23 protein-coding genes are annotated in these 24,701 nt (G+C 71.8%); 6 read left to right on the top strand and 17 right to left on the bottom strand.

The window, feature by feature from the left end; genetic code table 11:
- Nucleotides 1-70: 70 nt before the first annotated feature.
- From hypF to PGH47_RS34070, 14 genes are all read right to left on the bottom strand, one after another.
- Nucleotides 71-2,701 (bottom strand): carbamoyltransferase HypF, encoded by a 2,631-nt coding sequence (hypF, locus tag PGH47_RS34130; RefSeq protein ID WP_271666594.1) that lies wholly within the window; start codon nt 2,699-2,701, stop codon nt 71-73.
- The gene (gene hypB, locus PGH47_RS34125) at nt 2,698-3,474 is read right to left on the bottom strand and encodes a hydrogenase nickel incorporation protein HypB (RefSeq protein ID WP_271666593.1); all 777 of its coding nucleotides are present in this window, start codon (nt 3,472-3,474) and stop codon (nt 2,698-2,700) included. Before hypB ends, hypF begins: the two co-directional genes overlap by 4 nt.
- A gap of 3 nt (nt 3,475-3,477) precedes the next feature.
- Nucleotides 3,478-3,876 (bottom strand): hydrogenase maturation nickel metallochaperone HypA, encoded by a 399-nt coding sequence (hypA, locus tag PGH47_RS34120; protein ID WP_125527942.1) that lies wholly within the window; start codon nt 3,874-3,876, stop codon nt 3,478-3,480.
- 139 nt (nt 3,877-4,015) lie between these two features.
- A complete protein-coding gene (locus tag PGH47_RS43300) occupies nt 4,016-4,129 on the bottom strand; it encodes a DUF6893 family small protein (protein WP_373309792.1) in 114 nt (37 codons plus the stop codon).
- On the bottom strand, nt 4,129-4,662 hold the full coding sequence (locus PGH47_RS34115) for a hydrogenase maturation protease (protein WP_271666592.1): 534 nt from the start codon (nt 4,660-4,662) through the stop codon (nt 4,129-4,131). Before PGH47_RS34115 ends, PGH47_RS43300 begins: the two co-directional genes overlap by 1 nt.
- On the bottom strand, nt 4,659-6,074 hold the full coding sequence (locus PGH47_RS34110) for a hypothetical protein (RefSeq protein WP_271666591.1): 1,416 nt from the start codon (nt 6,072-6,074) through the stop codon (nt 4,659-4,661). The genes PGH47_RS34115 and PGH47_RS34110 overlap by 4 nt, the downstream gene beginning before the upstream one ends.
- Nucleotides 6,071-6,754: a DUF6084 family protein gene (locus tag PGH47_RS34105; RefSeq protein ID WP_271666590.1), complete on the bottom strand. Its 684-nt coding sequence runs from the start codon at nt 6,752-6,754 to the stop codon at nt 6,071-6,073. Before PGH47_RS34105 ends, PGH47_RS34110 begins: the two co-directional genes overlap by 4 nt.
- Entirely contained in the window at nt 6,751-7,467 is a 717-nt protein-coding gene (locus PGH47_RS34100) for a DUF5947 family protein (RefSeq protein ID WP_271666589.1), read from the bottom strand. The genes PGH47_RS34105 and PGH47_RS34100 overlap by 4 nt, the downstream gene beginning before the upstream one ends.
- Entirely contained in the window at nt 7,464-7,979 is a 516-nt protein-coding gene (locus PGH47_RS34095) for a hypothetical protein (RefSeq protein WP_271666588.1), read from the bottom strand. The genes PGH47_RS34100 and PGH47_RS34095 overlap by 4 nt, the downstream gene beginning before the upstream one ends.
- A complete protein-coding gene (locus PGH47_RS34090; RefSeq protein WP_271666587.1) occupies nt 7,976-9,760 on the bottom strand; it encodes a nickel-dependent hydrogenase large subunit in 1,785 nt (594 codons plus the stop codon). The genes PGH47_RS34095 and PGH47_RS34090 overlap by 4 nt, the downstream gene beginning before the upstream one ends.
- Before the next feature lie 88 nt (nt 9,761-9,848).
- Complete coding sequence (locus PGH47_RS34085; RefSeq protein WP_271666586.1) at nt 9,849-10,937, bottom strand: hydrogenase expression protein HypE; 1,089 nt, start codon at nt 10,935-10,937, stop codon at nt 9,849-9,851.
- A 137-nt stretch (nt 10,938-11,074) separates the two neighbouring features.
- A complete protein-coding gene (locus tag PGH47_RS34080; protein WP_271666585.1) occupies nt 11,075-12,781 on the bottom strand; it encodes an enoyl-CoA hydratase-related protein in 1,707 nt (568 codons plus the stop codon).
- A 205-nt stretch (nt 12,782-12,986) separates the two neighbouring features.
- Nucleotides 12,987-13,235, bottom strand: a complete 249-nt coding sequence (locus PGH47_RS34075) for a hypothetical protein (protein ID WP_271666584.1) — start codon at nt 13,233-13,235, stop codon at nt 12,987-12,989.
- Complete coding sequence (locus PGH47_RS34070) at nt 13,222-13,467, bottom strand: DUF6400 family protein (RefSeq protein WP_125528959.1); 246 nt, start codon at nt 13,465-13,467, stop codon at nt 13,222-13,224. The genes PGH47_RS34075 and PGH47_RS34070 overlap by 14 nt, the downstream gene beginning before the upstream one ends.
- 219 nt (nt 13,468-13,686) lie before the next feature.
- Here PGH47_RS34070 and PGH47_RS34065 point away from each other — a divergent pair, with 219 nt between their 5' ends.
- The 4 genes from PGH47_RS34065 (at nt 13,687) to PGH47_RS34050 (ending at nt 17,853) form a co-directional block, all read left to right on the top strand.
- A complete protein-coding gene (locus PGH47_RS34065) occupies nt 13,687-14,526 on the top strand; it encodes a TIM barrel protein (RefSeq protein ID WP_271666583.1) in 840 nt (279 codons plus the stop codon).
- Nucleotides 14,527-14,663: 137 nt separating this feature from the next.
- Entirely contained in the window at nt 14,664-15,554 is an 891-nt protein-coding gene (locus PGH47_RS34060) for a 2-hydroxy-3-oxopropionate reductase (protein ID WP_271666582.1), read from the top strand.
- A 197-nt stretch (nt 15,555-15,751) separates the two neighbouring features.
- Complete coding sequence (locus PGH47_RS34055; RefSeq protein ID WP_271666581.1) at nt 15,752-17,224, top strand: catalase; 1,473 nt, start codon at nt 15,752-15,754, stop codon at nt 17,222-17,224.
- Nucleotides 17,225-17,613: 389 nt separating this feature from the next.
- Nucleotides 17,614-17,853 (top strand): hypothetical protein, encoded by a 240-nt coding sequence (locus PGH47_RS34050; RefSeq protein WP_030955598.1) that lies wholly within the window; start codon nt 17,614-17,616, stop codon nt 17,851-17,853.
- 197 nt (nt 17,854-18,050) lie between these two features.
- On the opposite strand, the gene gcl is transcribed toward PGH47_RS34050, so the two are convergent.
- Entirely contained in the window at nt 18,051-19,835 is a 1,785-nt protein-coding gene (gcl, locus tag PGH47_RS34045; protein ID WP_271666580.1) for a glyoxylate carboligase, read from the bottom strand.
- A 210-nt stretch (nt 19,836-20,045) separates the two neighbouring features.
- On the opposite strand from gcl, the gene PGH47_RS34040 reads away from it, so the two are divergent.
- Nucleotides 20,046-20,777 (top strand): hypothetical protein, encoded by a 732-nt coding sequence (locus PGH47_RS34040; RefSeq protein WP_271666579.1) that lies wholly within the window; start codon nt 20,046-20,048, stop codon nt 20,775-20,777.
- A gap of 55 nt (nt 20,778-20,832) precedes the next feature.
- The gene (locus PGH47_RS34035) at nt 20,833-21,336 is read left to right on the top strand and encodes a GNAT family N-acetyltransferase (protein WP_271666578.1); all 504 of its coding nucleotides are present in this window, start codon (nt 20,833-20,835) and stop codon (nt 21,334-21,336) included.
- Here the strand turns inward: PGH47_RS34035 and PGH47_RS34030 are convergent.
- Together PGH47_RS34030 and PGH47_RS34025 are read right to left on the bottom strand one after the other, a co-directional pair.
- The gene (locus PGH47_RS34030; RefSeq protein ID WP_271666577.1) at nt 21,333-22,925 is read right to left on the bottom strand and encodes an AMP-binding protein; all 1,593 of its coding nucleotides are present in this window, start codon (nt 22,923-22,925) and stop codon (nt 21,333-21,335) included. The genes PGH47_RS34035 and PGH47_RS34030 overlap by 4 nt on opposite strands.
- Complete coding sequence (locus tag PGH47_RS34025) at nt 22,922-24,592, bottom strand: AMP-binding protein (RefSeq protein ID WP_271666576.1); 1,671 nt, start codon at nt 24,590-24,592, stop codon at nt 22,922-22,924. The genes PGH47_RS34030 and PGH47_RS34025 overlap by 4 nt, the downstream gene beginning before the upstream one ends.
- Nucleotides 24,593-24,701: the final 109 nt, after the last annotated feature.

The following is a 24,701-nucleotide window of genomic DNA, read 5'->3' as shown; positions in this document are numbered from 1 at the left end:
GGGTCGCTTCGTGGTCGCTCGGTGATCGCTTCGTGGGTCGCTTGGTGGTCGCTTCGTGGGTCGTGGGTGCTCAGTCGTCGGGTGTCGTGCGGGCGGCCACCATCAGCTGGCCGAGCGCCAGGCCGCCGTCGCCCGGTGGCACCAGGCGGTGCCGCAGCACCGTGAAACCGTCCTCGCGCAGGGCGGCCGCGCAGGCCGAGGACAGCAGCGTGTTGGCGAACACGCCGCCCGTCAGGGCCACCGTGTCCAGGCCGTGCCGCTCCCGCGCCCGACGGCACAGGGCGTGCACCAGCCCCGCCACACCACGGTGGAAGCGGGCCGCGACCGTCGCCGCCGAGTGGCCTTCCCGCAGGTCGCGGACGATCGCCGTGATGACGGGCGCGGGATCGGCCCGGACCGGCTCGGCGGCGGTCAGCGCGAAGGCGTAGGCGGTGGTGTCGCCGGCGGGTGCCTCCAGCGCGGCGGCCTCCAGCTCGACCGCGGCCTGCGCCTCGTAGCCGGCGCGGTGACAGACGCCCGCGAGCGAGGACACGGCGTCGAAGAGCCGCCCCATGCTGGAGGTCGGCACACAGTTCAGGTCGCGCTCCAACTGCCGCTGGAGCAGGTGCAGTTCGTCGGACGGGCAGGCGGCCGTGCAGGGCAGGTCGCCGGACCAGTCGAGGCCGGCCGCACGCAGCTGGGCCAGTGCCATCCGGTACGGCCTGCGCACCGCCGTGTCGCCGCCGGGCAGGGGGACGTACGCCAGGTGCCCGAAGCGGGTGAAGCCGGCGTAGTCCGCGAGCAGGAACTCCCCGCCCCACACCCCGCCGTCGTCGCCGTGGCCGGTGCCGTCGAAGGCGACGCCGATCACGGGCCGGGTGCCGTCCAGCCCGTGCTCGGCCATGGCGGCGGCGATGTGGGCGTGGTGGTGCTGGACGCGTACGACGGTCCGGCCCGCCGCGTTCCGGTCGGCCCAGCGGGCGGAGCGGTAGCCGGGATGCCGGTCGCAGGCCAGGCGCCGCGGCCGTACGCCGGTGATGGACTCCAGTTGCTCGACGGCACGTTCGAAGGCGCCTTGTGTCGCGAGGTCGTCCATGTCGCCGATATGGGCGGAGAGCCAGGCCTGCCGTCCCTCGCCGAGGCAGAAGGCGTTCTTGAGGTCTCCGCCGGTGGCGAGGGCCGGGCGGACCGGCAGCGGGAGGGTGAGCGGCAGGGGGGCGTAGCCGCGGGAGCGCCGGAGCACGAGCGGTTCGGCGTCGCAGACGCGGACCACGGAGTCGTCGCAGGGCACATGGATCGGCCGGTCGTGCGTGAGCCAGCCGTCGGCCAGGTGCGCGAGCCGCTCCAGTGCCTCGTCGTCGTCGGTGACGATCGGCTCGCCCGACACGTTGCCGCTGGTCATGACGAGCAGCCGTGGACCGTCCGGGTCGTCGGGCAGCCCGAGCAGGAGGTGGTGCACCGGCGTGTACGGCAGCATCACCCCGAGGTCGGGGCTGCCGGGCGCGACGGCCTCGGCGGGGCGCGGCGCTCCCTCCGGGTACGCCGGGTCCGGGCGGCGGCGCAGCAGGACGACCGGCCTGACGGGGCCTTCGAGCAGCCGCCGCTCCTCGGGCCCCAGCCGGACGAGGTGCGCCACGTCGCTCGCGGCCCTCGCCATCACGGCGAAGGGCTTGTCGCCGCGTGCCTTGCGGCGGCGGAGCAGGGAGACGGCACCGGCGTTCGTCGCGTCGCAGGCGAGGTGATAGCCGCCGAGCCCCTTCACGGCGAGGATCGCACCGCGCGCGAGCATGGCACGGGCTTCGGCGACCGGGTCCGGCCTCGCGGGGCGGTCGGTGACCGGGTCCGAACCGGAGGCTCGGTCGGTGACCGGGTCCGAACCGGAGGCTCGCTCGGCGACCGGGTCCGAACCGGAGGCGCGCTCGGTGACCGGGTCCGAACCGGCTGTGCGGTCGGCGACCGAGTACGGCGCGGCGGAACGCACGGTGACCGAGTCCGACCCAGCGGCGCTCTCGGCACCCCCGTCCGACCCAGCGGCACGCTCGGCGCCCCCCTCCGACCCAGCCGCGCTCTCGGCACCCCCGTCCGACCCAGCAGCACGCTCGGCACCCGGGACGATCAGCCGCAGCCGGGGCCCGCAGGACGGGCAGGCCACCGGTTGTGCGTGGAAGCGGCGGTCGGTCGGATCGGCGTACTCGCGGGCGCAGTCGGGGCACATCGGGAAGGCGGCCATCGTGGTGTTCGCCCGGTCGTACGGGACGCCCGCGACGATCGTGAAGCGCGGACCGCAGTGGGTGCAGTTGACGAAGGGGTGGCGGTGGCGCCGGTCGGTCGGGGCCGCCAGTTCGGCGAGGCAGTCGGCGCAGGTGGCGGTGTCCGGGGAGACCAGCGTGCGGACCGGACCGCCGCTGCGGGAGGCGAGGATCGTGAACGCCTCACCCCCGGCGGCAGGCAGTTCCTCGTGGTCGACGGACTCCACCCGGGCCAGCGGCGGCGCCTGGACCGCGAGCCGGTCGCAGAAGCGGGCCACGGCCGCGACAGTGCCCTCCACCTCGGCGACCACGCCCTCCGGCGTGTTGGTCACATGTCCGACCAGGGCGAGTTCGGTGGCGAGGCCGTAGACGTAGGGCCTGAAACCCACGCCCTGCACCACGCCCCGGACGAGCACGCGCCGCCGGTGCGGCGGGTCCTGGGCGACGGCGGCCGGCCGCGGCGGGGCGCTCACGAGTGCGTCGGAGCCACGGCCGCGGTGTCCGCCGCGTGCGTGTGGGAGTGAGCGTGCGTCTGGGAGTGGGAGTGGTCCCCTTCGGGGCGGCGGGCCATGACCGGCGCGTGCAGCGGCGCGCCCTCGGCCGCGGCGAGTGCCCGGTCGAGCAGCGTGCCGACGCCACGGTCCCGGCGGGCCGAGGTCAGGACCACCTCCACGCCCGGATTGACCCGCTGCACGTTCGCCCGGAACGCGTCCTCGTCGAACTCCACCGCCTGAGCGATGTCGGTCTTGGTGACCACGACTAGATGGGCAAGACCGAAGGCGGTGGGGTACTTGAGCGGCTTGTCCTCACCCTCGGTCACGGAGGCGAGGACGACCCTCAGGGTCTCCCCCAGATCGTAGGAGGCGGGGCAGACCAGGTTGCCGACGTTCTCCACGAACAGCAGCCGGGTGCCGTCGGGCAGCCATCCGTCGAGGTGCCCGGCGAGCATCGCCGCCTCCAGATGGCACAGCCCGTCGGTGAGTACCTGCTTGACCGGGACGCCGGAACGCGCGAGCCGGTCGGCGTCGTTCTCGGTGGCGAGGTCGGCGGTGAGCGCGGCGACGGCGACGGCCCGCTCCCTGGCCAGCAGCAGTTCGCGTTCCAGCAGCGCGGTCTTGCCGCTGCCGGGGCTGGACAGCAGGTTGACGACGGTGGTGCCCCGGGACTCCAGGTGCATGCGCAGCAGGTGCGCGCTCGCGTCGTTCTTCGCGAGCACGGCCTGCTGCAGGTCGACGACACGGCACATGGTTCAGCACTCCTCGGGGATCGGTTCGCGGGCGTCCGCGCGCGGCGGATCGCCGTCCTCCCAGCGCACCTCGGCGATCTGGAGCTCCCGGCCGGAGAGCAGCTCGACCTCGGCGCCACCGCACTCGGGGCAGGTCAGCCGGGGCGGCATGCCGACGGCCCACTCGTGCGCGCAGGGCGTGCAGCGGGCCCGGCCGGGCACCGGTTCGGTGACGAGTTCGGCGCCTTCCAGCAGGGTCCCGGCGCAGGCGAGTTCGAAGCAGAAGGCGAGGGAGTCGGGTACGACGCCCGCCAGTTCGCCCACGCGCAGCCGCACCGAGCGCACCGCGGTGACGTCCCGGGTCTGTGCGGCGGCCGTTTCCACCTGGTCGATCACGGCCAGCGCGACGGACATCTCGTGCATGGGTCCTCGTCCTCCAGGGGCCAGCCTTCATTAGAGGCGAGCCCCCGGGGCGCGGGGGCCAGGCACGCCGTGGCCGGGGCGCCGGGTACGCCGTTCGACGCAAGGCGGCGCACCCGGCACCCGCCCGGTGGGCGTGGGTTCACATCCGGCGGATCCGCAGGTAGCGCCGGAGGTCGGGCAGGACCTGCGTGGCGACGGCGGCCGCGGCGGCCAGCGCGGCGCCTGCGGCCCCGGCGGCGAGGATCTTCTTCATCAGGTCTCTCCTCCTGTGGAAGCTTCGGCGGCCGTGGTCCGTACGGGGACCGGCATCCCGCCTGCCAGCAACTCTTCGATCAGACGCACGGCCCGGGGTACGGCGTCGGACACCTGCGTGCTGAGCCCCATGCCCTCCTCGGTCGAGGCCGGTTCGCAGCCGACGACCAGGACGCGCCGCGGCGGCTTTCCGCCGGTGCCGGCGCAGAGCGTGTCCAGCAGCGCGAGCACGGCGTCGGGCGTCATGCGGTGGCCGTCGATCGCGGGGACCGCGTCGCCGGCGCCCGGTGGGCCGTCGTGCTCGATGACGTACAGCGTGCCCGGGGCCTCGCCGCGTGCCGTGGCGTCGACGAGGACGAGGGTGTCGTAGCCGTCCAGGAGCTGGTAGGCGAGGTGCACCCCGCGTACTCCGATGTCCACGACCTCGACGTGGGAGGGCAGTTCCCGTTCGGTGAGCCGGCGTGCGGTCTCCACGCCGAAGCCGTCGTCGCCGAGGAAGATGTTGCCGATGCCGGCCACGAGGGTGCGCTTCATCGGGGATCCTCCGGCATCACGACCTCGTCCGGCTGGAAGTACAGATAGCGGCCCTGCTCGCGGCGGATGTCGGCGCCGGGGTCGCCGTCGACGGTCACCGCGAGGTGCACCGCGCCGTCGACGTCGTGCAGCACCGCCTCGACGGTGGCGGTGCGGCCCTGGAGGAACAGGTCCTGGGCGTCGGTGTGCCGCAGTCCTGGGCGCAGTTCGACGCGGCTGCCCTTCCCGACGGGTCGGCCGTCGACCATGACCCGGTCCTGCTCGGGGTCGAAGCCCGCGTCGCTCGCCGGATCCCACCAGGGGGTGTCGGGGCGGGTCACGCCGAACTCGTCGGGGAAGCCGTCGGGCTCGCCGGTGATCTCACGCAGGCCGCGGACCGCGCCGTGCAGGCGTTCCAGCACCTCGGCCGGCATGGAGTCGGCGAGGTCGATGACGGCGGCGGCCCGTGCGTCGGTGCCGCGGGCCTCGCGTTTCTCCGCGTCGGTGAGGGCGGCGGTGCGCAGGGCGAGGATCTCGTCGATCTCGGTGGCGTCGTAGAGGGCACCCAGGCTCTCGGGGGCGATGGCCGGATGGTCCTCAAGGATGATCGGCGAGGACAGCACGAGGTCCGCGCGGCCGGGTTCACCGGCGAGCACGGGCCAGGTGTGCAGATTGCGGCAGGCGGCTACCGCGCCCTTGGCCCACTCGGGCGGGTCGGTCATCGACAGGAACGAGCCGTTGCTCAGGGCCATCAGGAGGTGCGTGGCCACGAGGGAGTGCGGCAGCGCCGCGTCCCGGTCGGCGGCGTGGCCCTCCGGCGGCGTCCACGGGGTGGTGTTCTCGACGACCGCGGTGAGCCGCAACACCCGGTAGGGGCCGTCGAGTTCGCTCGCGGAGAGCCGCACCACGCCGGTGACCTCGGCGCTGCGCCGGACCAGTCGGCCGACGGTCCGGCCCGTCGCGTCCTGGACGGGCTCGGTGTCCTCGACGGCGGGCTTGCGGAAGGGGAACTCGACGCCGTCGCCGCTCAGTTGTGCAACCGGTGCGACCAGCTCGACGCGTTCCTCGGCTCCTTCGTCCCAGGGCACCAGGACCCGGTCGTCGAGGTGGAGTTCGGGTACGGTCTCGAAGCCGCCGTCGGGCAGGGCGCGTTGCACGGTGCGGCGGCGGGCGTGCAGGAAGCGGACCTCGACCGCGAGGCTCGCCTCCGCTCTCGGCTCCATCAGGCACTCGGTGTGCTGGAAGTCGTGCTCCTCGCACTCGGCGCCCCAGGCGGGCGGCACCAGGACGCCGAACTGCCAGCGCAGCCGGTTCTTGGCCGCCGAGGCACGGTACGGGTAGAGCACGTAGCCCTCGAAGAGCACGGCGTCGGCCACCTGCCGGGCGAGGGCGAGGCGCTCCTCGGTCTCGGGGGCGAACGCGGGGGCGGTCACGGCCGGGTCCTTCCGGTGGTGCCGGTGAGGGTGCGCAGCGGGTCGCTCGCCGGTGGGGCGGCGTCGGCGAGGAGCGCCTTCAGCGTCGCCTCCCAGGAGGGCAGCGCGTGCCGGGAGCGGTAGGCGAGGAGGGCGTCCATGGTGTCGTCGGGCAGCCGGATCCAGCCGCAGCCGGGGAAGTGCTGCTCGATCATCTCCCGCCAGGTGGCGACCGGCATCCTGAAGGACGCCTCGCGGTCCCACGGGACGGGCTCCACGCGGAAGCCGCCGGTGCCGGTGAACGCCGTGCCGGAGAACAGCATCAGCAGCGGGACCTCGCCGTCGGTGAGGGCGTCCAGGTAGCGGCTCGCGGCGATGTCCATGTCGTAGGTGCAGGGCACGACGAGGTCGGTCTCGGTCTCACCGGTGAACGCGGAGACCATCACCGGGACCTGCGCGAACTGCACCGGCTGAAGGGTGCTGCCCCAGCGGGCGCGCTCCCCGAACAGATCGGTGAGCCCGTCGGCCTCGGCGGGCTGGTAGCCGCGGCGGGCGGGCTCGATGCGGATCTGACAGCGCAGGGCGATGGCGTGCACGGGGACATCACCGGAGGCGGTGACCCGCAGCCGGAAGACCAGGGTGGGACCGGCGGCGTAGCGATCGGCACGGACCCCGGTGCAGGTGAAGGAGAACTCGGTCACGGCAGCTCCGCCTCGTCCGGGGACGGTTCGGCAACGCCCTCAAGGGGCGCGGGGAACTGCGCGACCGGCCACGACGGCGCCGCGGACGAACGACTGCCCGAGGCGACGTCTTCGGCACGGCGCAGTACATCCGCGAAGAAGGCGTCCAGCGCGGCCCGCGCCTCCGCGCCGCCGTCGAAGCCCTGCCACAACAGCCGCATCCGGCCGACGAGTTCGTAGCAGACGTCGATCGGGACGAGGTGGCACTCGAAGATGTCGCCGTCCCGGCGCAGCAGGAGTGCCTCCACGTCGGGTTCGAGGAGGGCTGCGAGCCGGCTGCCGCCGAGGACCTCGTCGAAGGCGGCCGGTTCGAGTTCGCTCTCGGTGGCGCCGGCCGGGCTTGGATAGAGGGCGACCAGCCGGTCGAGGGCCGCGTTGCGGAAGAAGAAGACGACGCCGACCGGGATCCGCAGCGCCTCCCACGCGCGCTCGTCGAGGCGGTGCCCGGGGTCGGTGAGGTAGCGGGCCGGGACCGCACGGAAGCGGCCCGCGGCGGCGCCCGGTTGCTGCATGAGCAGCGCGCAGGCGCCGCAGGCGCAGACCAGGGCGCGTTGTTCGGTGTCGACCAGGTGGCGGTGGTCCTCGGGCACCACGACCGCGCACAGCTCGCATCGCTCGGGCTGCGGCGGACGCTCGGTCAGGAACCGCCGCAGGCCGACGGTGGCGGCGGTCACCGGGTCTTCGTCCCGATCTGCAGGAGGGCGGGCGCCGACTCCACCTCGACGACCGTGACCTCGGGCGCGAAGCAGGCGAGCGCCGCCTCGGCGGCCTCCCGGGCGCCGGTGCCGGAGCCACAGCCGCAGCCGCCGCTCGCGGCCGCCCGCAGCCGCAGGGTGCCCGTCTGCTCGTCGAAGCCGGCCACCTCCAGGTCGTGCTGGCGCACGCTGTCCAGGGCGTGGCCGATGCGGGTGTCCCGGTCCTCGGGGTGCAGGTCGTGCAGGACCAGCAGACTCGCGACGAGTTCGTCGCCGAGGAGGCGCGGCAGCGGATCGCCGGGCGCCGCCGACAGCAGGTGCAGGACGCGGGCCAGTCCGTTGCCGTAGAAGTCCATGAGGCACCGGACGAGTTCCTCGGCAGCGGCGACGTTCGCCGGCTCACCGCTCGCGCTCAGCCGGTCGAGGATCTCCTCGATACGGCGGCCGGTCTCCTCCGCGCTCACCGGCCGCGCCGTCGTCGTCGCGCTCATCCGCCCAGCCCGCTCAGGCCGGTGGGGACGTGCATGCTCTTCACCGTCTTGCCGCCGCCGACGTACATGTGGACGCCGCAGGGCAGACAGGGGTCGAAGCTGCGGACCGCGCGCATGATGTCGATGCCCTTGAAGTTCTCCGGGGTGTTCTCCTCGAAGATCGGGGTGTTCTGCACGGCGTCCTCGTACGGGCCCGGGGTGCCGTAGCTGTCACGGACGCTGGCGTTCCACGGGGTGGGCGGGTACGGGTGGTAGTTGGCGATCTTGCCGTCGCGGATCACCATGTGGTGGGAGAGGACACCGCGGACGGCCTCGGTGAAGCCGCAGCCGATGGCCTGGTCCGGCACCTCGAACTTCTCCCAGGTCTGGGTGCGTCCGGCGCGGACCTCCTCGAGGCCCTTCTCGGCGCAGTGCAGGGCGACGGCGGCGGCGTACGCCTGGAAGTAGGTGCGTGCGCGGTTGCGCTCCAGGGCGTTGGACCACTGCGGGATCTTCCACTCGAAGGTGGTCTCCGGCTTGGTCATCGTGCGCGGCAGGTTGATGACCACGCTGTGGCCGGTGGCCTTGACGTACCCGATGTCGACGAGCCCGGACAGGGCGGTGGACCACAGGCGGGCGATGGGGCCGCCGCCGGTGTCGAGGGCGAGGTGGTCCTTGCCGTCGAACCAGCGCGGGGACATCACCCAGCTGTACTTGTCGTCGAAGTCGCGCTTCTGCGGGGCGGGGATGGTGTGCTGGTTCCACGGGTGGCGCGGGTCGACGGGGTTGCCGAGCGGGTCGTGGGTGACGAACTGCTCCTGGCCCTGCCAGTCCTCGTAGTAGGAACTGCCGAGCAGGATGCGGATGCCGAGGTTGATCTCGGTGAGGTCGTTGGTGACGAGCTTGCCGTCGACGATGACGCCAGGGGTGACGAACATCCGCCGGCCCCAGTCGGTCATGTTGGCGTAGGTGAAGTCGCAGTACTCGGGGTCGTTGAGCGCGCCCCAGCAGCCGAGCAGGACGCGGCGGCGGCCGACCTCCTCGTAGCCGGGGAGGGCCTCGTAGAAGAAGTCGAACAGGTCGTCGTGCAGGGGCACGACCCGCTTCATGAACTCCACGTACCGCATGAGGCGGCTCATGTAGTCGGTGAAGAGCTGTACGGAGGCGACCGTGCCGACGCCGCCCGGGTAGAGCGTGGAGGGGTGCACATGGCGCCCCTCCATCAGGCAGAACATCTCCCGGGTGTAGCGGCTTACCTGGAGGGCCTCGCGGTAGAACTCGCCCTCCAGCGGGTTCAGCGAGCGCATGATGTCGGCGATGGTGCGGTAGCCGTGCTCGGCGGCGTGCGGGGCCTCGGTGCGCTCGGCGAGTTCGAGGACGCCGGGGTTGGTCTCCCGGACCATCTTCTCGCAGTAGTCGACCCCGACCAGGTTCTCCTGGAAGATGTTGTGGTCGAACATGTACTCCGCGGACTCGCCGAGGTTGATGATCCACTCACCGAGGTGCGGGGGCTTCACGCCGTACGCCATGTTCTGCGCGTACACCGAGCAGGTGGCGTGGTTGTCGCCGCAGATGCCGCAGATGCGGCTGGTGATGAAGTGGGCGTCGCGGGGGTCCTTGCCGCGCATGAAGACGCTGTAGCCGCGGAAGACGGACGAGGTGCTGTAGCACTCCGCGACCCGCTTCTGCTTGAAGTCGATCTTCGTGTGGATGCCCAGGCTGCCCACGATCCGGGTGATGGGATCCCAGGACATCTCCACCAGGCCGCTGCCGTCGCCGGCCGCCTTCGTCTTCGCTGCCATCGTCGTTTGCCGTGCCCTTCGTTGCGCGGGAGGTTCGGGTTGTGTGTCGGGGTGCACGAAGCAGGGGCGGATCAGGGGTGACGGGGTGTCACCACGGGGGCCGGTAGCCGGTGGTGATCTTCTCGCCGGTACGGCGCCACTTGGGCTCCTTGTCCACCGTCCTGCCCGTGACCTGCCGCAGTTTGCGGACCACCGCGCCGTAGACGGAACTGCCCGAGACGGACAGCTTGGCGCCGGGAGGTTCGTCCATGAACGGCATGAACTTGTCGGGGAATCCGGGCATGGTGCAGGCGATGCAGATGCCGCCGACGTTCGGGCAGCCGCCGATGCCGTTCATCCAGCCGCGCTTGGGCACGTTGCACTTCACCACCGGGCCCCAGCAGCCGATCTTGACCAGGCACTTCGGTGAGTCGTACGACTCCGCGAACTCGCCCTGTTCGTAGTAGCCGGCCCGGTCGCAGCCCTCGTGCACGGTGGCCCCGAACAGCCAGGTCGGACGCAGCTTGTCGTCCAGCGGGATCATCGGGGCCGCGCCGGTCGCCTGGTAGAGCAGGTAGGTCAGCGTCTCGGCGAAGTTGTCGGGCTGGATCGGGCAGCCGGGGACACACACGATGGGAATGCCGGCCTGGGACTTCCAGTCCCAGCCGAGGTAGTCCGGGACACCCATGGCGCCGGTCGGATTGCCGGCCATCGCGTGGATGCCGCCGTATGTGGCGCAGGTGCCGATGGCGACCACGGCCAGGGCCTTCGGGGCGAGCCGGTCGATCCACTCGCTGGTGGTGATCGGCTGGCCGGTCTCGGGGTCGTCGCCGAAGCCGCACCAGTAGCCCTCGGGTTTGATCGCCTCGTTGGGGACGGACCCCTCGACGACGAGCACGAACGGGTCGATCTCGCCCCGCTCGCCCTTGAAGAACCACTCGATGAAGGTGTCGGCGCCGCCGACCGGGCCGCACTCGAAGTCGATGAGCGGCCAGTGCACCTGGATCTTCGGCAGCCCCGGCAGCACGCCGAGGACGATCTCCTCGATGCTCGGCTGCATGGCCGCCGTCAGCGCGACCGAGTCGCCGTCGCAGCTCAGGCCCGCGTTGATCCACAGGACATGGATCGTGGGTGTCTCGTCGGCGGGCGCACCTGTGGTGTCCGCAGCGCCGACCGTCTCCGACGTCGCCTCAGTCATGGGACCGCCTCCAAGGGAGGTAAGGGATGAAGGACCGCATTTCGGTCTATCGGATTCTTGGTATCAGCGGTTCGGCCGGGGTGAAACACACCGTGGGCCATTCGTGTGACGCGGACGGCGCTGGTGGCGGGGCCGCATCACGCAACCGGGGGCGAGGCGAGGTGCGGCGGGGTGCATGAGGGGCGTCGCTTGTGGACGAACGCGCGGCGCAGGGCGTGGTACGGGGCGTCGGGGTCGTCGAAGGTCCGGCGCATGCGGGCCAGCTCCCGTTCGCGGAAGCCGGCGAGCGGGGTCGTGGCCTCGCGCCGGTCCAGATCTGCCTTCTTCGCGGCGATCCGGGAGGCCGTCGCCGGCAGTGCCGCGAGGCGTGCGGCCAGGGTGCCGGTCTCCCGGACGAAGTCGCCGGGGCCGCAGTCGATCACCCGGTCGGCGAGTCCGAGGCGCAGGGCGCTCGCCGCGCTCACGGGCAGGGCCTCCGCCATGAGCCGTTCGGCCAGGGCCGGCCCCACTCTGCGGGGCAGGGTGTAGGTCCAGTACTCGGAGCCGTACAGGCCCATCAGGCGGTAGTGCGGGTTCAGGACGGTGCCGTGGCGGCACCACACCTCGTCGGCCGCCAGGGCGAGCATCGCCCCGCCCGCGGCGGCGTTGCCCGCGACGGCCGCGACCACGAGCCGGTCGGTGGTGGTCAGGACCGCTTCCACGAGGTCGTCGATGGCGTTGATGTTCGCCCAGGACTCGGCGGCGGGGTCGGCGGCGGCCTCGATGACGCCCAGGTGGATCCCGTTGGAGAAGAAGTCCCGCTCGCCGCCCAGTACGAGGACCGAGGTGGGGCGGGAGCACGCCTCGCGGTAGGCGTGCAGGAGGCGGCGGCACTGCTCGGTGCTCATGGCGCCGCCCGGGAAGGCGAACGTCAGGAAGCCGGCGCCGCCGTCCTCCCGGTAGCGGATGTCCGTCCAGGTGCGTTCGCGCGCGTCGGGCAGCACGGGCGGCGCGTGCTCCGGCAGGGGCGGCAGCCGGTCCCCCAGGGCCCGCACGGCGGGGAGTTTGAAGGTGGGCGGCCGGCCGGGCAGGCGGCGGGGCCGCAGCTCCGGGATCCACACGGCACCGTCCGCGGTGGCCCGGCAGATCGCTCCGGCGCGGGTGGCGAGGAGTTCGCCGGGGCGGCCGCGCAGGGTGCTCTCGGGGTGGCCGCCGTGCAGGTACCACTCGCCGCCGAGCAGCAGGTCCAGCACGCCGGGCTGCGAGTCGGCCGCCCGCAGCCTGCGTACGACGGTCTCGGTGGTGTCGACGGCCCAGTCGATCCGCCGGACGCTCTGGTCGAGGTACGGCCGGACCCGCACGGGCGCGCCCGCGAGTCCCGCCTCGTCCTGCGCGGCCGGGACGTGGGTGCCCCCGGCGAAGCGTTCCACGGCGAGGAGGACGGCGGTGACCGCGGCGTCGGCGACCTCGCCCCGGTACAGGTCGCTCTTGGCCACCGGAGGCACCCGGCACGGCACCGAGGCCCACACGTCGCCCGCGTCCATCTCGGCGGCGGCCTGAAGGACCGTGACGCCCCAGCGTTCGGCGCCCTCGTGGATCGCCCAGTCCAGGGAGGACGGCCCGCGGTCGCCGAGGGGCCCGGGGTGGACGATCAGGCAGGTGTGGGCCGACCACACCTCCTCGGGGACGGCCGTCCTCAGCATCGGCGCCACGACGAGCTGCGGGGCGTGGTGCCGTACGGCTGCGGTGAGGGAGCGGTCCGGCAGGGCGAGTTCCACCGCCACCTTGTGGCCGCGGTCGCGCAGCTCGGCGTGGACGCGCTGGGTGAGGCTGTTGAACGCGCTGGCGACGAGCAGGATCTGCACGGCTGCCTCCGGGCGGACGACCGGCGGCCGGGGGTGGCCGCCGACCGCGATCCTCGGTCACGCCGGCGCGTGGTCCGCGGTGACAGACGGTGGGGTCATCCGAATGACAGACGGTGGGGTCGTCCGAACGCGCGGGGCGGGTCGCCGCCCGGTGCCGCCTTGGCGCGGCTCATGCGCCGCGCACGGGCCGAGGCGCCGGCCGGTGTCACCAGGCGCGGGTCATGCGCTGCCAGAGGGAGCGCGTCCGGCCGAACCCGGTCTCGTGGGTGAAGACGTGGGTGCACGACCGGCACTGGAGGTGCAGCAGGCTGCCGGTGTTGGAGAGCAGATAGCGCCAGTGCTGCGAGCAGGTGCGCCGCTCCTCGCAGTCCCCGCAGCCGCGGCGGTCGTCGCAGTTCGGGCAGGCCACCCAGGCGCGGCGGCCGATGTCCGCCTGCGGGTCACGGGGCAGCATGCCCGCCTCCTCGCGGCGGGAGCACGCCGGCCGCGACCAGCTCGTCGTAGACACGCTGCTGGTCCGCGTCGAGGCCGGAGTACAGCAGCTCGTTCGCCTCTTCCTCACCGCGCAGGGCGGCGACGGGGTCCCAGTCGGGGCCGAGGGCGTCCAGTACGTGGGCCCGCCGGAGCATCTCGTGCGCGCTCAGGTCGACGGAGAACTCGACGGGTGCGGGGCCGTGGGAGGACATGCGACCGAACGTAGGTAAGCCTTCCCCGCCCGGGCAAGGGCGGGTGGGAGAAGTCACAGCAGGTCAGAGCTCGCTGTGCACCCCCGCTCACTGCCCGACGTCGGCGCTTTTGCCTGCCTCTCCTCTTGACAAGGCACGGCCGCGAACGGCAATCTTCCATTAAGCAGAAACGAACTTCCGCAATACGGAATCTCGACACGGAAGGGAGCGCCGACCCCCATGGGATTCGCAGAGCAGCGCTTCAACGTCAACCTGTCGATCCTCTTCACGGAACTCCCGCTCCTGGAGCGCCCCGCGGCCGCCGCCGCGGCGGGCTTCACCGCGGTCGAGCTGTGGTGGCCCTGGGTCGACTCCCCCACCCCCGAGCGCGCCGAGCTCGACGCCCTGAAGAAGGCGATCGAGGACGCGGGCGTCCGGCTCACCGGCCTGAACTTCTACGCCGGCCGGCTGCCCGGCCCGGACCGCGGCGCGCTGTCGGTCCCCGGCGAGGAGTCGGAGAAGTTCCGCGCCAACATCGACGTGGCGGCCGACTTCGCGGCCTCGCTCGGCTGCACGGCGCTCAACGCCCTGTACGGCAACCGCGTAGAGGGGGTGGACCCGGCCGAGCAGGACGCGCTCGCGCTGGAGAACCTCGTCCTCGCGGCCCGGGCCGCCGACCGGATCGGCGCGATCCTGCTGATCGAGGCCCTGAACCAGCCCGAGTCGCCGCTGTACCCGCTGGTGAGCGCACCGGCCGCAGTGGGCGTCGTCGACCGGGTCAACGAGGCCACCGGCCTGGGCAACGCCCGCTTCCTCATGGACCTCTACCACCTGTCCATGAACGGCGAGGACCTCCCGGCGGTGATCGAGGAGTACGCGGCGAGGACCGGTCACGTCCAGATCGCCGACAACCCGGGCCGCGGCGCTCCGGGCACGGGGACGCTGCCGCTGGAGGAGCTGCTCGGCCGGCTGACGAAGGCGGGATACGAGGGCTGGGTGGGCCTGGAGTACAAGCCCGGCGACCGCCCGAGCGCGGAGGCCTTCGGGTGGCTGCCGGCAGAACACCGCGCGGCCCGCTGAACGCCCTGGGGGCTGCCGCTCCCGGGCCCCCGCTTCGGCCCTGAACGGGCCTCGTCCTCAACCGCCGGACGGGCTGGATGACGCTGACCGGCGCCAATTCTCAGACGCGCAACCGCAGTTCAGAGAGGTACCCCATCATGAGCACCCTCCCCAAGATCGCCTGGATAGGCCTCGGCATCATGGGCTCCCCCATGTCCGAGAACCTGATCAAGGCGGGTTACCAGGTCACCGGCTTCACGCTGGAGCAGGACAAGCTGGACCGTCTCGCCGCGGCCGGCGGCAGCGCCGCCTCCTCGATCGCCGAGGCCGTGCGCGACGCCGACGTCGTCATCACGATGGTCCCGGCCTCCCCGCAGGTCGAGGCCATCGCCTACGGCCCCGACGGCATCCTCGAGAATGCGAAGTCCGGCGCGCTGCTGATCGACATGTCCTCGATCACCCCGCAGACCTCGGTCGACCTGGCGAAGGCCGCGAAGGACAAGGGCATCCGCGTGCTGGACGCCCCCGTGTCCGGCGGCGAGGCCGGCGCGATCGAGGCCGTGCTGTCGATCATGGTCGGTGGCGAGCGGGCCGACTTCGACCAGGCGAAGCCGATCTTCGACGCACTCGGCAGGACCATCGTGCTGTGCGGCCCGCACGGCTCGGGTCAGACCGTGAAGGCGGCCAACCAGCTGATCGTCGCCGTGAACATCCAGGCGTGCGCCGAGGCCGTGGTCTTCCTGGAGAAGTCCGGCGTGGACCTCCAGGCGGCCCTGGACGTCCTCAACGGCGGCCTCGCGGGTTCGACCGTGCTGACCCGGAAGAAGGACAACTTCCTGAACCGGGACTTCAAGCCGGGCTTCCGTATCGACCTGCACCACAAGGACATGGGCATCGTCACGGACGCCGCCCGCAACGTCGGTGCGGCCCTGCCGGTCGGCGCCGTGGTCGCTCAGCTGGTCGCGTCCCTGCGCGCCCAGGGCGACGGCGGCCTGGACCACTCGGCCCTGCTGCGCGCCGTGGAGCGCCTGTCCGGCGCCCAGGTCTGAGCCGGGCCCTTCCCCAGACTTCCGGGCCGCGGTGCCGCTGACAACTGTCCTGTCGCGCCCAGGCGGCGCCGCGGTCCGGAATCCACTTCAACAAACCGTTGATTTGATTCAACAAACTGTTGACCCCAGATCACCCCACTTCTAGGCTCCACGAAGCGGAAACAGTTTTCCGCTGACACCCGCACGGAAGGTCCCCGATGTCGAAGCGCGCGCTCACGACTCGGACTCTCACCACGGAGTCCGGCGCCCCGGTCGCAGACAACCAGAACTCAGCCTCCGCCGGCGTCGGCGGCCCGCTGCTCCTCCAGGACCAGCACCTCCTGGAGAAGCTCGCCCGCTTCAACCGCGAGCGCATCCCGGAGCGCGTGGTGCACGCCCGGGGCTCCGGCGCGTACGGCCACTTCGAGGTGACCGACGACGTCACCGGCTTCACCCACGCCGACTTCCTGAGCGAGGTGGGCAGGCGCACCGAGGTGTTCCTGCGCTTCTCGACGGTCGCCGACAGCCTCGGCGGCGCGGACGCGGTCCGCGACCCGCGCGGCTTCGCCCTCAAGTTCTATACGGCAGAGGGCAATTACGACCTCGTCGGGAACAACACCCCGGTGTTCTTCATCAAGGACCCGGTCAAGTTCCCCGACTTCATCCACTCGCAGAAGCGCGACCCGTTCACCGGCAGGCAGGAGCCCGACAACGTCTGGGACTTCTGGGCGCACGCCCCCGAGGCCACGCACCAGGTGACCTGGCTGATGGGCGACCGCGGCATCCCGGCGTCGTACCGCCACATGAACGGCTACGGCTCGCACACCTACCAGTGGACGAACGCCGACGGCGAGGCGTTCTTCGTCAAGTACCACTTCAAGACCAACCAGGGCATCCGCTGCCTGAGCAGCGAGCAGGCCGCCGAGCTCGCGGGCAAGGACCCGAACTCTCACCAGACGGATCTGCTCCAGGCCATCGAGCGGGGCGTGCACCCGTCCTGGACCCTGTACGTCCAGCTCATGCCGGCGGCCGAGGCGGCCGACTACCGCTTCAACCCGTTCGACCTGACCAAGGTCTGGCCGCACAAGGACTACCCGCTCCAGCGGGTGGGCCGCCTGGTCCTCGACCGCAACCCGGACAACGTCTTCGCGGAGGTCGAGCAGGCCGCGTTCTCCCCGAACAACTTCGTCCCCGGCATCGGCCCCTCCCCGGACAAGATGCTCCAGGGCCGCCTCTTCGCCTACGCGGACGCCCACCGCTACCGCCTGGGCGTCAACCACACCCAGCTCGCGGTGAACGCCCCGCGGGCGACGACCGCGCAGAACTACGGCCGCGACGGCCTCATGGCGACCAACTCCCAGGGCCGCGGGGCGAAGAACTACGAGCCGAACTCCTACGACGGCCCGGTGGAGACCGGCCGCCCGCTGTCGGCGCCGCTGGCGGTGACCGGCTGGACCGGCACCCACGAGGCCCCGCTGCACACCAAGGACGACGCCTTCTTCCAGGCGGGCGAGCTGTACCGGCTGATGTCCGCCGAGGAGAGGTCCCGTCTGGTCGCGAACATCGCCGGTGGCCTGTCCCAGGTCTCCCGCGACGACGTGATCGAGAAGAACCTGGCCCACTTCCACGCCGCCGACCCCGAGTACGGCAAGCGTGTGGAGGAGGCTGTCCGCGCCCTGCGCGAGGACTGAACCCCCAGGCTGCGTCCGGCTCCTGACGGGAGGTCATGAGTCGGACGCACCGCCCGCGCACGACGCCGAGCGACCCGGATGAGGGGTGGTCACCGGCGAGCGGCGCGGGCAACGCCAGGACCGCGGCGGCGTGCGAGCCAGTGCGGTGGTGAAGGTCCGGCCTCCTTCTTCGACCAGAGGGAAGGAGCCCCGGTTCCATCGCCGCCGCCGCGGTCCAAAGCCCCCAGACCCCGTCCGGCGGCGCGAACGTCCTGTCGCGCCCAGCCTCGCACCGTCGGACGGCCACAACCGAAGAAAGCCTCACCGGCCGGAGAGCGCCGGGTACGGACGGTCCCGTACCCGGCGCTCTCCGGCGTGCGCGGGGGCGGCTTCCGCAGGAGGCTGAAGGCATGGCACATCCAACGGAGCATCCGCATGTCGTGGTGCACCCTCCGGCGCTGGACGGCTCCAGGCGGGTCACCGAGGGCGACGAGACACTGGGCATCGCCACGCACGTGGACGACGTGAGCGAGATCCTGCGGCTCGCCGATCTGTATGTCACGGACATCTCGGAGAGCGACTTCATCGACTGGCAGGGCGGCGGCCCCGACGACTGGCCGGGGCTGTCGGAGCACCACGAGGAGGCGTAGCGGGACTGCGCAAACCTCAAATCAAGCTCTGAATCTTGTTCAAGCGGCTTCAACCACCGTCGTGGGAGGGCACATTGTCCTCAACACGGGGCCCGCCGGCACGGGGGCGGCGGGCCCCGACGGGGGAGCACGGAAAAGGGGCGGCCCAGCCTTTCGGCTGGACCGCCCCTTCTGTGCGCGGGCGTCGGGCGGACGCGTCAGACCTTCAGCGTCCTGATCGACGTCGGCGCGTGGCCGGGCTCCGTCGCGATCTCCTCGAACTCCACGACGTTGCTGATGTCGTTGGTCGTGGACATGGAGATGTTGGTGATGCGCTCCAGGATCGCCTCGACGACGACCGGGACCTGGTACTCCTGGGCGAGCTTCTTGGCCTGCTCCAGGGCCGCGCCCAGGTCGGCCGGGTCGGTCACCCGGATCGCCTTGCAGCCGAGGCCCTCGGCGACCTTGACGTGGTCGACGCCGTAGACGCCCAGCTCGGGCGAGTTGATGTTCTCGAACTCCAGGTTGACCTGGAAGTCGATCTCGAACGCCCGCTGCGCCTGCCGGATCAGGCCCAGGTAGGAGTTGTTCACCAGGACATGGACGTACGGGATCCGGTGCTGGGCGCCGACCGCCAGCTCCTCGATCATGAACTGGAAGTCGTAGTCGCCGGACAGGGCGACGACCTGCGCCTCCGGGTCGGCCTTGGCGACGCCCAGCGCGGCCGGGACGGTCCAGCCGAGCGGACCCGCCTGGCCGCAGTTGATCCAGTGCCGCGGCTTGAAGACGTGCAGCATCTGGGCGCCGGCGATCTGCGAGAGGCCGATCGTGGAGACGTACCGGGTCTCCGGGCCGAAGGCCTTGTTCATCTCCTCGTAGACACGCTGCGGCTTGATCGGGATGTCGTCGAAGTGCGTACGGCGCTGGAGGGTCGCCTTCCTCTCCTGCGCGGACGCGGCCCACGCGGAGCGGTCCGGCAGCCGGCCGGCCGCCTTCAACTCCCGTGCCACCTCGACGAACAGCTCCAGGGCGGCCTTCGCGTCGGACGCGATGCCGTAGTCCGGGGCGAAGATCTTGCCGATCTGGGTGGGCTCGATGTCGACGTGCACGAACTTGCGGCCGGCCGTGTAGACGTCGAGCTTGCCGGTGTGGCGGTTGGCCCAGCGGTTGCCGATGCCGAGGACGAAGTCGGACTCCAGGAAGGTCGCGTTGCCGTAGCGGTGCGAGGTCTGCAGGCCCACCATGCCGGCGTTCAGCTCGTGGTCGTCCGGCAGCAGGCCCCAGCCCATCAGGGTCGGAACGACCGGGGTGCCGGTCAACTCGGCGAACTCGACGAGGAGTTCGGCGGCGTCGGCGTTGATGACACCGCCGCCCGCGACGATCAGCGGTCGCTCGGACGCGTTCAGCATCCCGATCGCCTTCTCGACCTGGGCGCGGGTCGCGGCCGGCTTGTAGACCGGGAGCGGCGCGTAGGTCTCCGGGTCGAACTCGATCTCGGTGAGCTGGACGTCGATCGGCAGGTCGATGAGGACCGGGCCGGGGCGGCCGGAGCGCATCAGGTGGAACGCCTGCTGGAAGACGCCGGGGACCTGCGCGGCCTCCAGGACGGTCACCGCCATCTTCGTGACCGGCCCCGCGATCGAGGCGATGTCGACGGCCTGGAAGTCCTCTTTGTGGATGACGGCCGTCGGAGCCTGGCCGGTGATGCACAGGATCGGGATGGAGTCGCCGATCGCGGAGTACAGGCCGGTGATCATGTCGGTGCCGGCCGGGCCCGAGGTGCCGATGCAGACACCGATGTTGCCCGCGTGCGTGCGGGTGTAGCCCTCCGCCATGTGCGAGGCGCCCTCCACGTGGCGGGCGAGGGTGTGGTTGATGCCGCCGGAGGCCTTGAGCGCCGCGTAGAAGGGGTTGATCGCCGCGCCCGGCACGCCGAACGCGTTGCTGACGCCCTCGCGCTTGAGGATCTCGACTGCCGCTCGGGCAGCGGTCATACGTGCCATTGAGTACTCCTGCTTCGGCTGTCGGATTCGCACTCCCGTCGCGCCCCGCGGTGAGCAATTCCGTGACGATGTCGGTCCCGCTCGTGGACTCCGAAGGTCAATCCCTTCATTTTCCACATTGCGGAAACTCTTTTCTGCTATCTGGAAGCAATGTAGGCGTGCGGGTGAAGACCGTCAAGAGGGGGACAACCGGGCGCCGCCTGGAGGACGATGGGTGCGCTGTCCCGATGCGAGGTCGTCCTGGAGTGGGCCATGTCCGAGAGCGTGTCGGTGCGCTGCCCGGCCTGCCGGCGCGAGCATCTGTACGCGGCACCTGCCTATCCCTGCGAGTGCGGTGCCCCTGTCGTGCCGCCGCTCGACCCGGCCGGCACCGCGACCGCGGTCACCCATCGCGCCTGGGACGACGAGTGGATCAGCGTCCGGTGCACCGCGTGCGGTCGCGAGGGCGAGTGGCCCCGGCCCGAGCTCGGCTGCACGTGCGGCACGCTGCTGCGGGTCCCGGTGGCTCGGGCGGGCGCGGAGGACGAGGAGGCGCAACCGCCGAGGGCGCCGGCCCCGCGCCGCGCCTTCCATCCCATCACGATCCGCACCGCCCGTGACGCGGTCACCGCGGCCGCCGTGTATCTGCGCTGGCTCGGCTACCGGGACATCCGCCGCGCCGACCAGCGCCCCACGTCCGGCATCGGCATCGCCGCGCACGGTCTGCTCGCCCAGGTCGACCCGACCGTACGGCCGGCCTCGCTGCGGGACGTGGAGTGCCTGTGGCTGACCGCCATGACGGAGTCGGCGGCCTGCGTCTACTTCTCCCTCTCCGGCTACGCCCCCGACGCCCGCGCCCGGGCCGACAGCCTCGGCGTCCCGCTCTTCGTCCTGGATCTCACGGGCACGCCCCAGCCGGTCAACACCCTCGCCGACGAGCTGGACTCCACGGGCGCCTGCTGACCGGCCCCGGATAATCCACTCGCCGAGGACCCGGCCCGCGACGGAGACTCGGCGCATGCGCATCCGCCCCGTCACACCCGACGAGCTGCCGGTCCTCCAGGACATCGAACGCGCCGCGGGCACCCCCTTCCGCGACCTCGGCATGGCAGCCGTCGCCGACGACGAGCCGCCCGCCCTGGAGGTCCTGGAGCGCTACCGCCGGGCGGGCCGGGCCTGGGCCGCCCACGACGGCGACGGTCCCCCGGTCGCGTACCTGATCTGCGAGCCGGTCGACGGCGCGCTGCACATCGAGCAGGTCTCGGTGCACCCGGACGCAGCCCGCCGGGGCGTGGGCAGGGCCCTCCTCGCGTACGCCGCCGACCGCGCACGCGAGGAGGGCCTCGCCGGCCTCACCCTGACCACCTTCACCGAGGTGGCGTGGAACGCCCCGTACTACGCCCGCCTGGGCTTCCGCACCCTGGCGGAGACCGAACTCACCCCGGGGCTGCGCAAGATCCGCGCACACGAGGCAGAACTCGGCCTCGACCGCTGGCCACGGGTGTGCATGCGACGCGACTAGCCGGTCGCGAAACGCTCGCGCAGCTCCACCTTGCGCACCTTCCCGGACACCGTCATCGGGAAGGCGTCGAGGGTGCTCAGCCGGCTCGGGATCTTGTAGTGCGCGAGCCGGCCCTCGCAGAAGGCACGCAGTTCCTCAAGGGTCAGCGGGTCGGCGGCGTCGCGCGGGATGACGCACGCCAGGACCTCCTCGCCGTACCTCTCGTGCGGCACCCCGACCACCTGGACGTCCGCGATCTTGGGGTGGGCGTAGAGGAACTCCTCGATCTCGCGCGGGTAGATGTTCTCGCCACCGCGGATGATCATGTCCTTGATGCGGCCGACGATCTCGACGTAGCCGTCCTCCCGCATCGTCGCGAGGTCCCCGGTGTGCATCCAGCGCCCGGCGTCGACGGCCTCGGCGGTCTTCTCGGGCTCGTTCCAGTAGCCGAGCATCACGCTGTACCCCCGGGTGCACAGCTCCCCCGCCGCGCCGCGCGGCCGGGTCACGCCCGTCGCGGGGTCGACGACCTTCACCTCGATGTGCGGCAGGACCCGGCCGACCGTGCCGGTGCGGTGCTCCAGGTCGTCGTCCATGCGGGTCTGCAGCGAGACCGGGGACGTCTCGGTCATGCCGTAGCAGATGGAGACCTCCGCCATGTGCATCTCGGCGACCACCCGCTTCATCACCTCCACCGGGCAGGGCGAGCCCGCCATGATCCCGGTGCGCAGGGTCGAGAGGTCGTAGGAGGCGAAGTCGGGGAGGTTGAGCTCCGCGATGAACATGGTCGGGACGCCGTACAGCGAGGTGCAGCGCTCCTGCTGGACCGCCTCCAGCGTGGCCTTCGGGTCGAAGGAGGGCGCCGGGATGACCATGCAGGCGCCGTGGGAGGTGGCGGCGAGATTGCCCATCACCATGCCGAAGCAGTGGTAGAAGGGCACCGGGATGCACACCCGGTCCTGCTCGCTGTAGGCGATCAGCTCCCCCACGAAGTAGCCGTTGTTGAGGATGTTGTGGTGGGAGAGGGTGGCCCCCTTGGGGAAGCCCGTCGTGCCCGAGGTGTACTGGATGTTGATGGGGTCGTCGCAGGACAGCTCCTCGAACGCGGTGGGCGTCCCGCGCCCGAGCAGCGCCTGCCAGCTCGGGTCCCCGATGTACACGGTCTCCCGCAGCCGCGGGCACTTGCCGCGCACCTGCTCGACCATCGCCCGGTAGTCGCTCGTCTTGTGGCTCAGGGAGGCGAACAGCAGCGAGATCCCGGCCTGCTTCAGGACGTACTCGACCTCGTGGGTGCGGTAGGCCGGGTTGATGTTCACCATGATCGCGCCGATGCGGGCGGTGGCGTACTGGACCAGCACCCACTCCGGGCAGTTGATCGCCCAGATGCCCACCCGGTCGCCCTTGGCGATCCCGCTCGCGAGCAGCGCGTACGCCAGCTCGTCCACGTCGGCGGAGAACTCGGCGTAGGTCCAGCGCCGCCCGGACGGCACGTCGACCAGCGCCTCCCGGTCCGGCCAGGCCGCGACGGCCCGGTCCAGGTTGGCCCCGATGGTGTCGCCGAGCAGGACGGTCTCGCTGGTCCCGTGGGTGTACGACAGCTGTGCGCTCACCGGAAGTCCTCCTCGCGGTACTCGGCGTCCGAGCCGGCGGCCGTGGCCTCGCGCAGCTCGATGCGGCGGATCTTGCCGGAGACGGTCTTGGGCAGCGGCGCGAACTCCAGGCGGCGCACCCGCTTGTACGGCGCGAGGACCTCCCGGGAGTGCTCGAAGAGCACCTTGGCCGTGTCGGGCCCCGGCTCCCAGCCCTCCGCGAGGACCACGTACGCCTTGGGCACCGCGAGCCGCACCTCGTCCGGCGCGGGCACGACGGCCGCCTCGGCCACCGCCTCGTGCTCCAGCAGCGCGCTCTCCAGCTCGAACGGGGAGATCTTGTAGTCGGACGCCTTGAAGACGTCGTCGGCCCGGCCGACGTAGGTGATGTAGCCGTCGGCGTCCCGGGAGCCGATGTCGCCGGTGCGGTAGTAGCCGCCGGCCATCGCCTCCGCCGTACGGTCGGGGTCGCCGTGGTAGCCGGTCATCACGCCGACGGGCCGCTCGGACAGGTCGAGGGCGATCTCGCCCTCGTCGGCGCCGGGTGCGCCGGAGACCGGGTCGAGGAGTTCGACGCGGAAGCCGGGACTGGGGCGGCCCATGGAGCCGGTCTTCAGCGGCTGGCCGGGGCTGTTGGAGACCTGCACGGCGGTCTCGGTCTGCCCGAAGCCGTCCCGGATGGTCACCCCCCAGGCTCGCCGGACCTGCTCGATGACCTCGGGGTTCAGGGGCTCGCCCGCCGCCACGACCTCGCGGGGCGGGGTGCGCAGCGCGCCGAGGTCGGCCTGGATGAGCATGCGCCAGACCGTCGGCGGGGCGCAGAAGGTGGTGACGCCCGCCCGGTCCATCTCGGCCATCAGCCGGACCGCGTCGAAGCGGGCGTAGTTGTGGATGAAGACGGTCGCCTCCGCGTTCCACGGCGCGAACAGGTTGGACCAGGCGTGCTTGGCCCAGCCGGGCGAGGAGATGTTCAGGTGCACGTCGCCGGGCTTGAGGCCGATCCAGTACATGGTGGTCAGGTGGCCGATGGGGTACGACGTGTGGGTGTGCTCGACCAGCTTGGGGCGGGCGGTCGTGCCGGAGGTGAAGTAGAGCATCAGCGGGTCGTCGGCACCGGTGGGCCCGTCGGGGGTGAACTCCGCGGGCGCGGTGCAGGCGTCCTCGTACGTCTGCCAGCCCTCGCGCGCCCCGCCGACGGCGATCCGCGTGTAGCGGCCGGGCACCTCGTCGAACTTGCCGGTGTCCTCGGACCGCACCAGCACATGCCGGACGCGTCCGCGCTCCACCCGGTCGCGCAGGTCGGCCGGGCCGAGCAGCGGGGTGGCCGGGATGACGACGGCGCCCAGCTTCATCGCGGCGAGCGCGGTCTCCCACAGCTCGGCCTGGTTGCCGAGCATGACGAGGACCCGGTCCTCGGGCCGGACGCCGCGGGCCCGCAGCCAGTTCGCGACGCGGGCCGAGCGCTCGGCCATCTCGGCGAAGGACAGCCGGACCTCGGTGCCGTCCTCCTCGACGATGTGCAGCGCGATGCGGTCGTTCCCGTGCGCGATCACGTCGAACCAGTCCAGCGCCCAGTTGAACCGGCCGGGCCGGGGCCAGGAGAAGCCCTCGTACGCGGTGGCGTAGTCCTCGCGGTGTGCCAGCAGGAAGTCCCGCGCGCTGCGGAACAGCTCCGTCCCCGTCGTCATCTGTCCTCCTAGTTACCGGACCTTGCCGGGCGGCTCTCTGCCATCGTGTAATCCGTGACGTGGGTCTCACTACCCCCGAACGGGGGTGTGCGCTCGGGAAGCAGCGGTG

This window comes from Streptomyces sp. HUAS 31, assembly GCF_028198125.1.
Classification (GTDB): domain Bacteria; phylum Actinomycetota; class Actinomycetes; order Streptomycetales; family Streptomycetaceae; genus Streptomyces; species Streptomyces chartreusis.
The sequence above is the reverse complement of the archived record's forward strand: the minus strand, read 5'-3'. Positions and strand labels throughout refer to the sequence as shown.

What these genes read in the sequence shown, in the direction of transcription:
- hypB (WP_271666593.1), bottom strand. Translation starts at nt 3,474, where the DNA reads ATGTGCCGTGTCGTCGACCTGCAGCAGGCCGTGCTCGCGAAGAACGAC.
- hypA (WP_125527942.1), bottom strand. Translation starts at nt 3,876, where the DNA reads ATGCACGAGATGTCCGTCGCGCTGGCCGTGATCGACCAGGTGGAAACG.
- PGH47_RS43300 (WP_373309792.1), bottom strand. Translation starts at nt 4,129, where the DNA reads ATGAAGAAGATCCTCGCCGCCGGGGCCGCAGGCGCCGCGCTGGCCGCC.
- PGH47_RS34115 (WP_271666592.1), bottom strand. Translation starts at nt 4,662, where the DNA reads ATGAAGCGCACCCTCGTGGCCGGCATCGGCAACATCTTCCTCGGCGAC.
- PGH47_RS34095 (WP_271666588.1), bottom strand. Translation starts at nt 7,979, where the DNA reads ATGAGCGCGACGACGACGGCGCGGCCGGTGAGCGCGGAGGAGACCGGC.
- PGH47_RS34090 (WP_271666587.1), bottom strand. Translation starts at nt 9,760, where the DNA reads ATGGCAGCGAAGACGAAGGCGGCCGGCGACGGCAGCGGCCTGGTGGAG.
- PGH47_RS34085 (WP_271666586.1), bottom strand. Translation starts at nt 10,937, where the DNA reads ATGACTGAGGCGACGTCGGAGACGGTCGGCGCTGCGGACACCACAGGT.
- PGH47_RS34075 (WP_271666584.1), bottom strand. Translation starts at nt 13,235, where the DNA reads ATGCTGCCCCGTGACCCGCAGGCGGACATCGGCCGCCGCGCCTGGGTG.
- PGH47_RS34070 (WP_125528959.1), bottom strand. Translation starts at nt 13,467, where the DNA reads ATGTCCTCCCACGGCCCCGCACCCGTCGAGTTCTCCGTCGACCTGAGC.
- PGH47_RS34065 (WP_271666583.1), top strand. Translation starts at nt 13,687, where the DNA reads ATGGGATTCGCAGAGCAGCGCTTCAACGTCAACCTGTCGATCCTCTTC.
- PGH47_RS34060 (WP_271666582.1), top strand. Translation starts at nt 14,664, where the DNA reads ATGAGCACCCTCCCCAAGATCGCCTGGATAGGCCTCGGCATCATGGGC.
- PGH47_RS34055 (WP_271666581.1), top strand. Translation starts at nt 15,752, where the DNA reads ATGTCGAAGCGCGCGCTCACGACTCGGACTCTCACCACGGAGTCCGGC.
- PGH47_RS34050 (WP_030955598.1), top strand. Translation starts at nt 17,614, where the DNA reads ATGGCACATCCAACGGAGCATCCGCATGTCGTGGTGCACCCTCCGGCG.
- gcl (WP_271666580.1), bottom strand. Translation starts at nt 19,835, where the DNA reads ATGGCACGTATGACCGCTGCCCGAGCGGCAGTCGAGATCCTCAAGCGC.
- PGH47_RS34040 (WP_271666579.1), top strand. Translation starts at nt 20,046, where the DNA reads ATGGGTGCGCTGTCCCGATGCGAGGTCGTCCTGGAGTGGGCCATGTCC.
- PGH47_RS34035 (WP_271666578.1), top strand. Translation starts at nt 20,833, where the DNA reads ATGCGCATCCGCCCCGTCACACCCGACGAGCTGCCGGTCCTCCAGGAC.
- PGH47_RS34025 (WP_271666576.1), bottom strand. Translation starts at nt 24,592, where the DNA reads ATGACGACGGGGACGGAGCTGTTCCGCAGCGCGCGGGACTTCCTGCTG.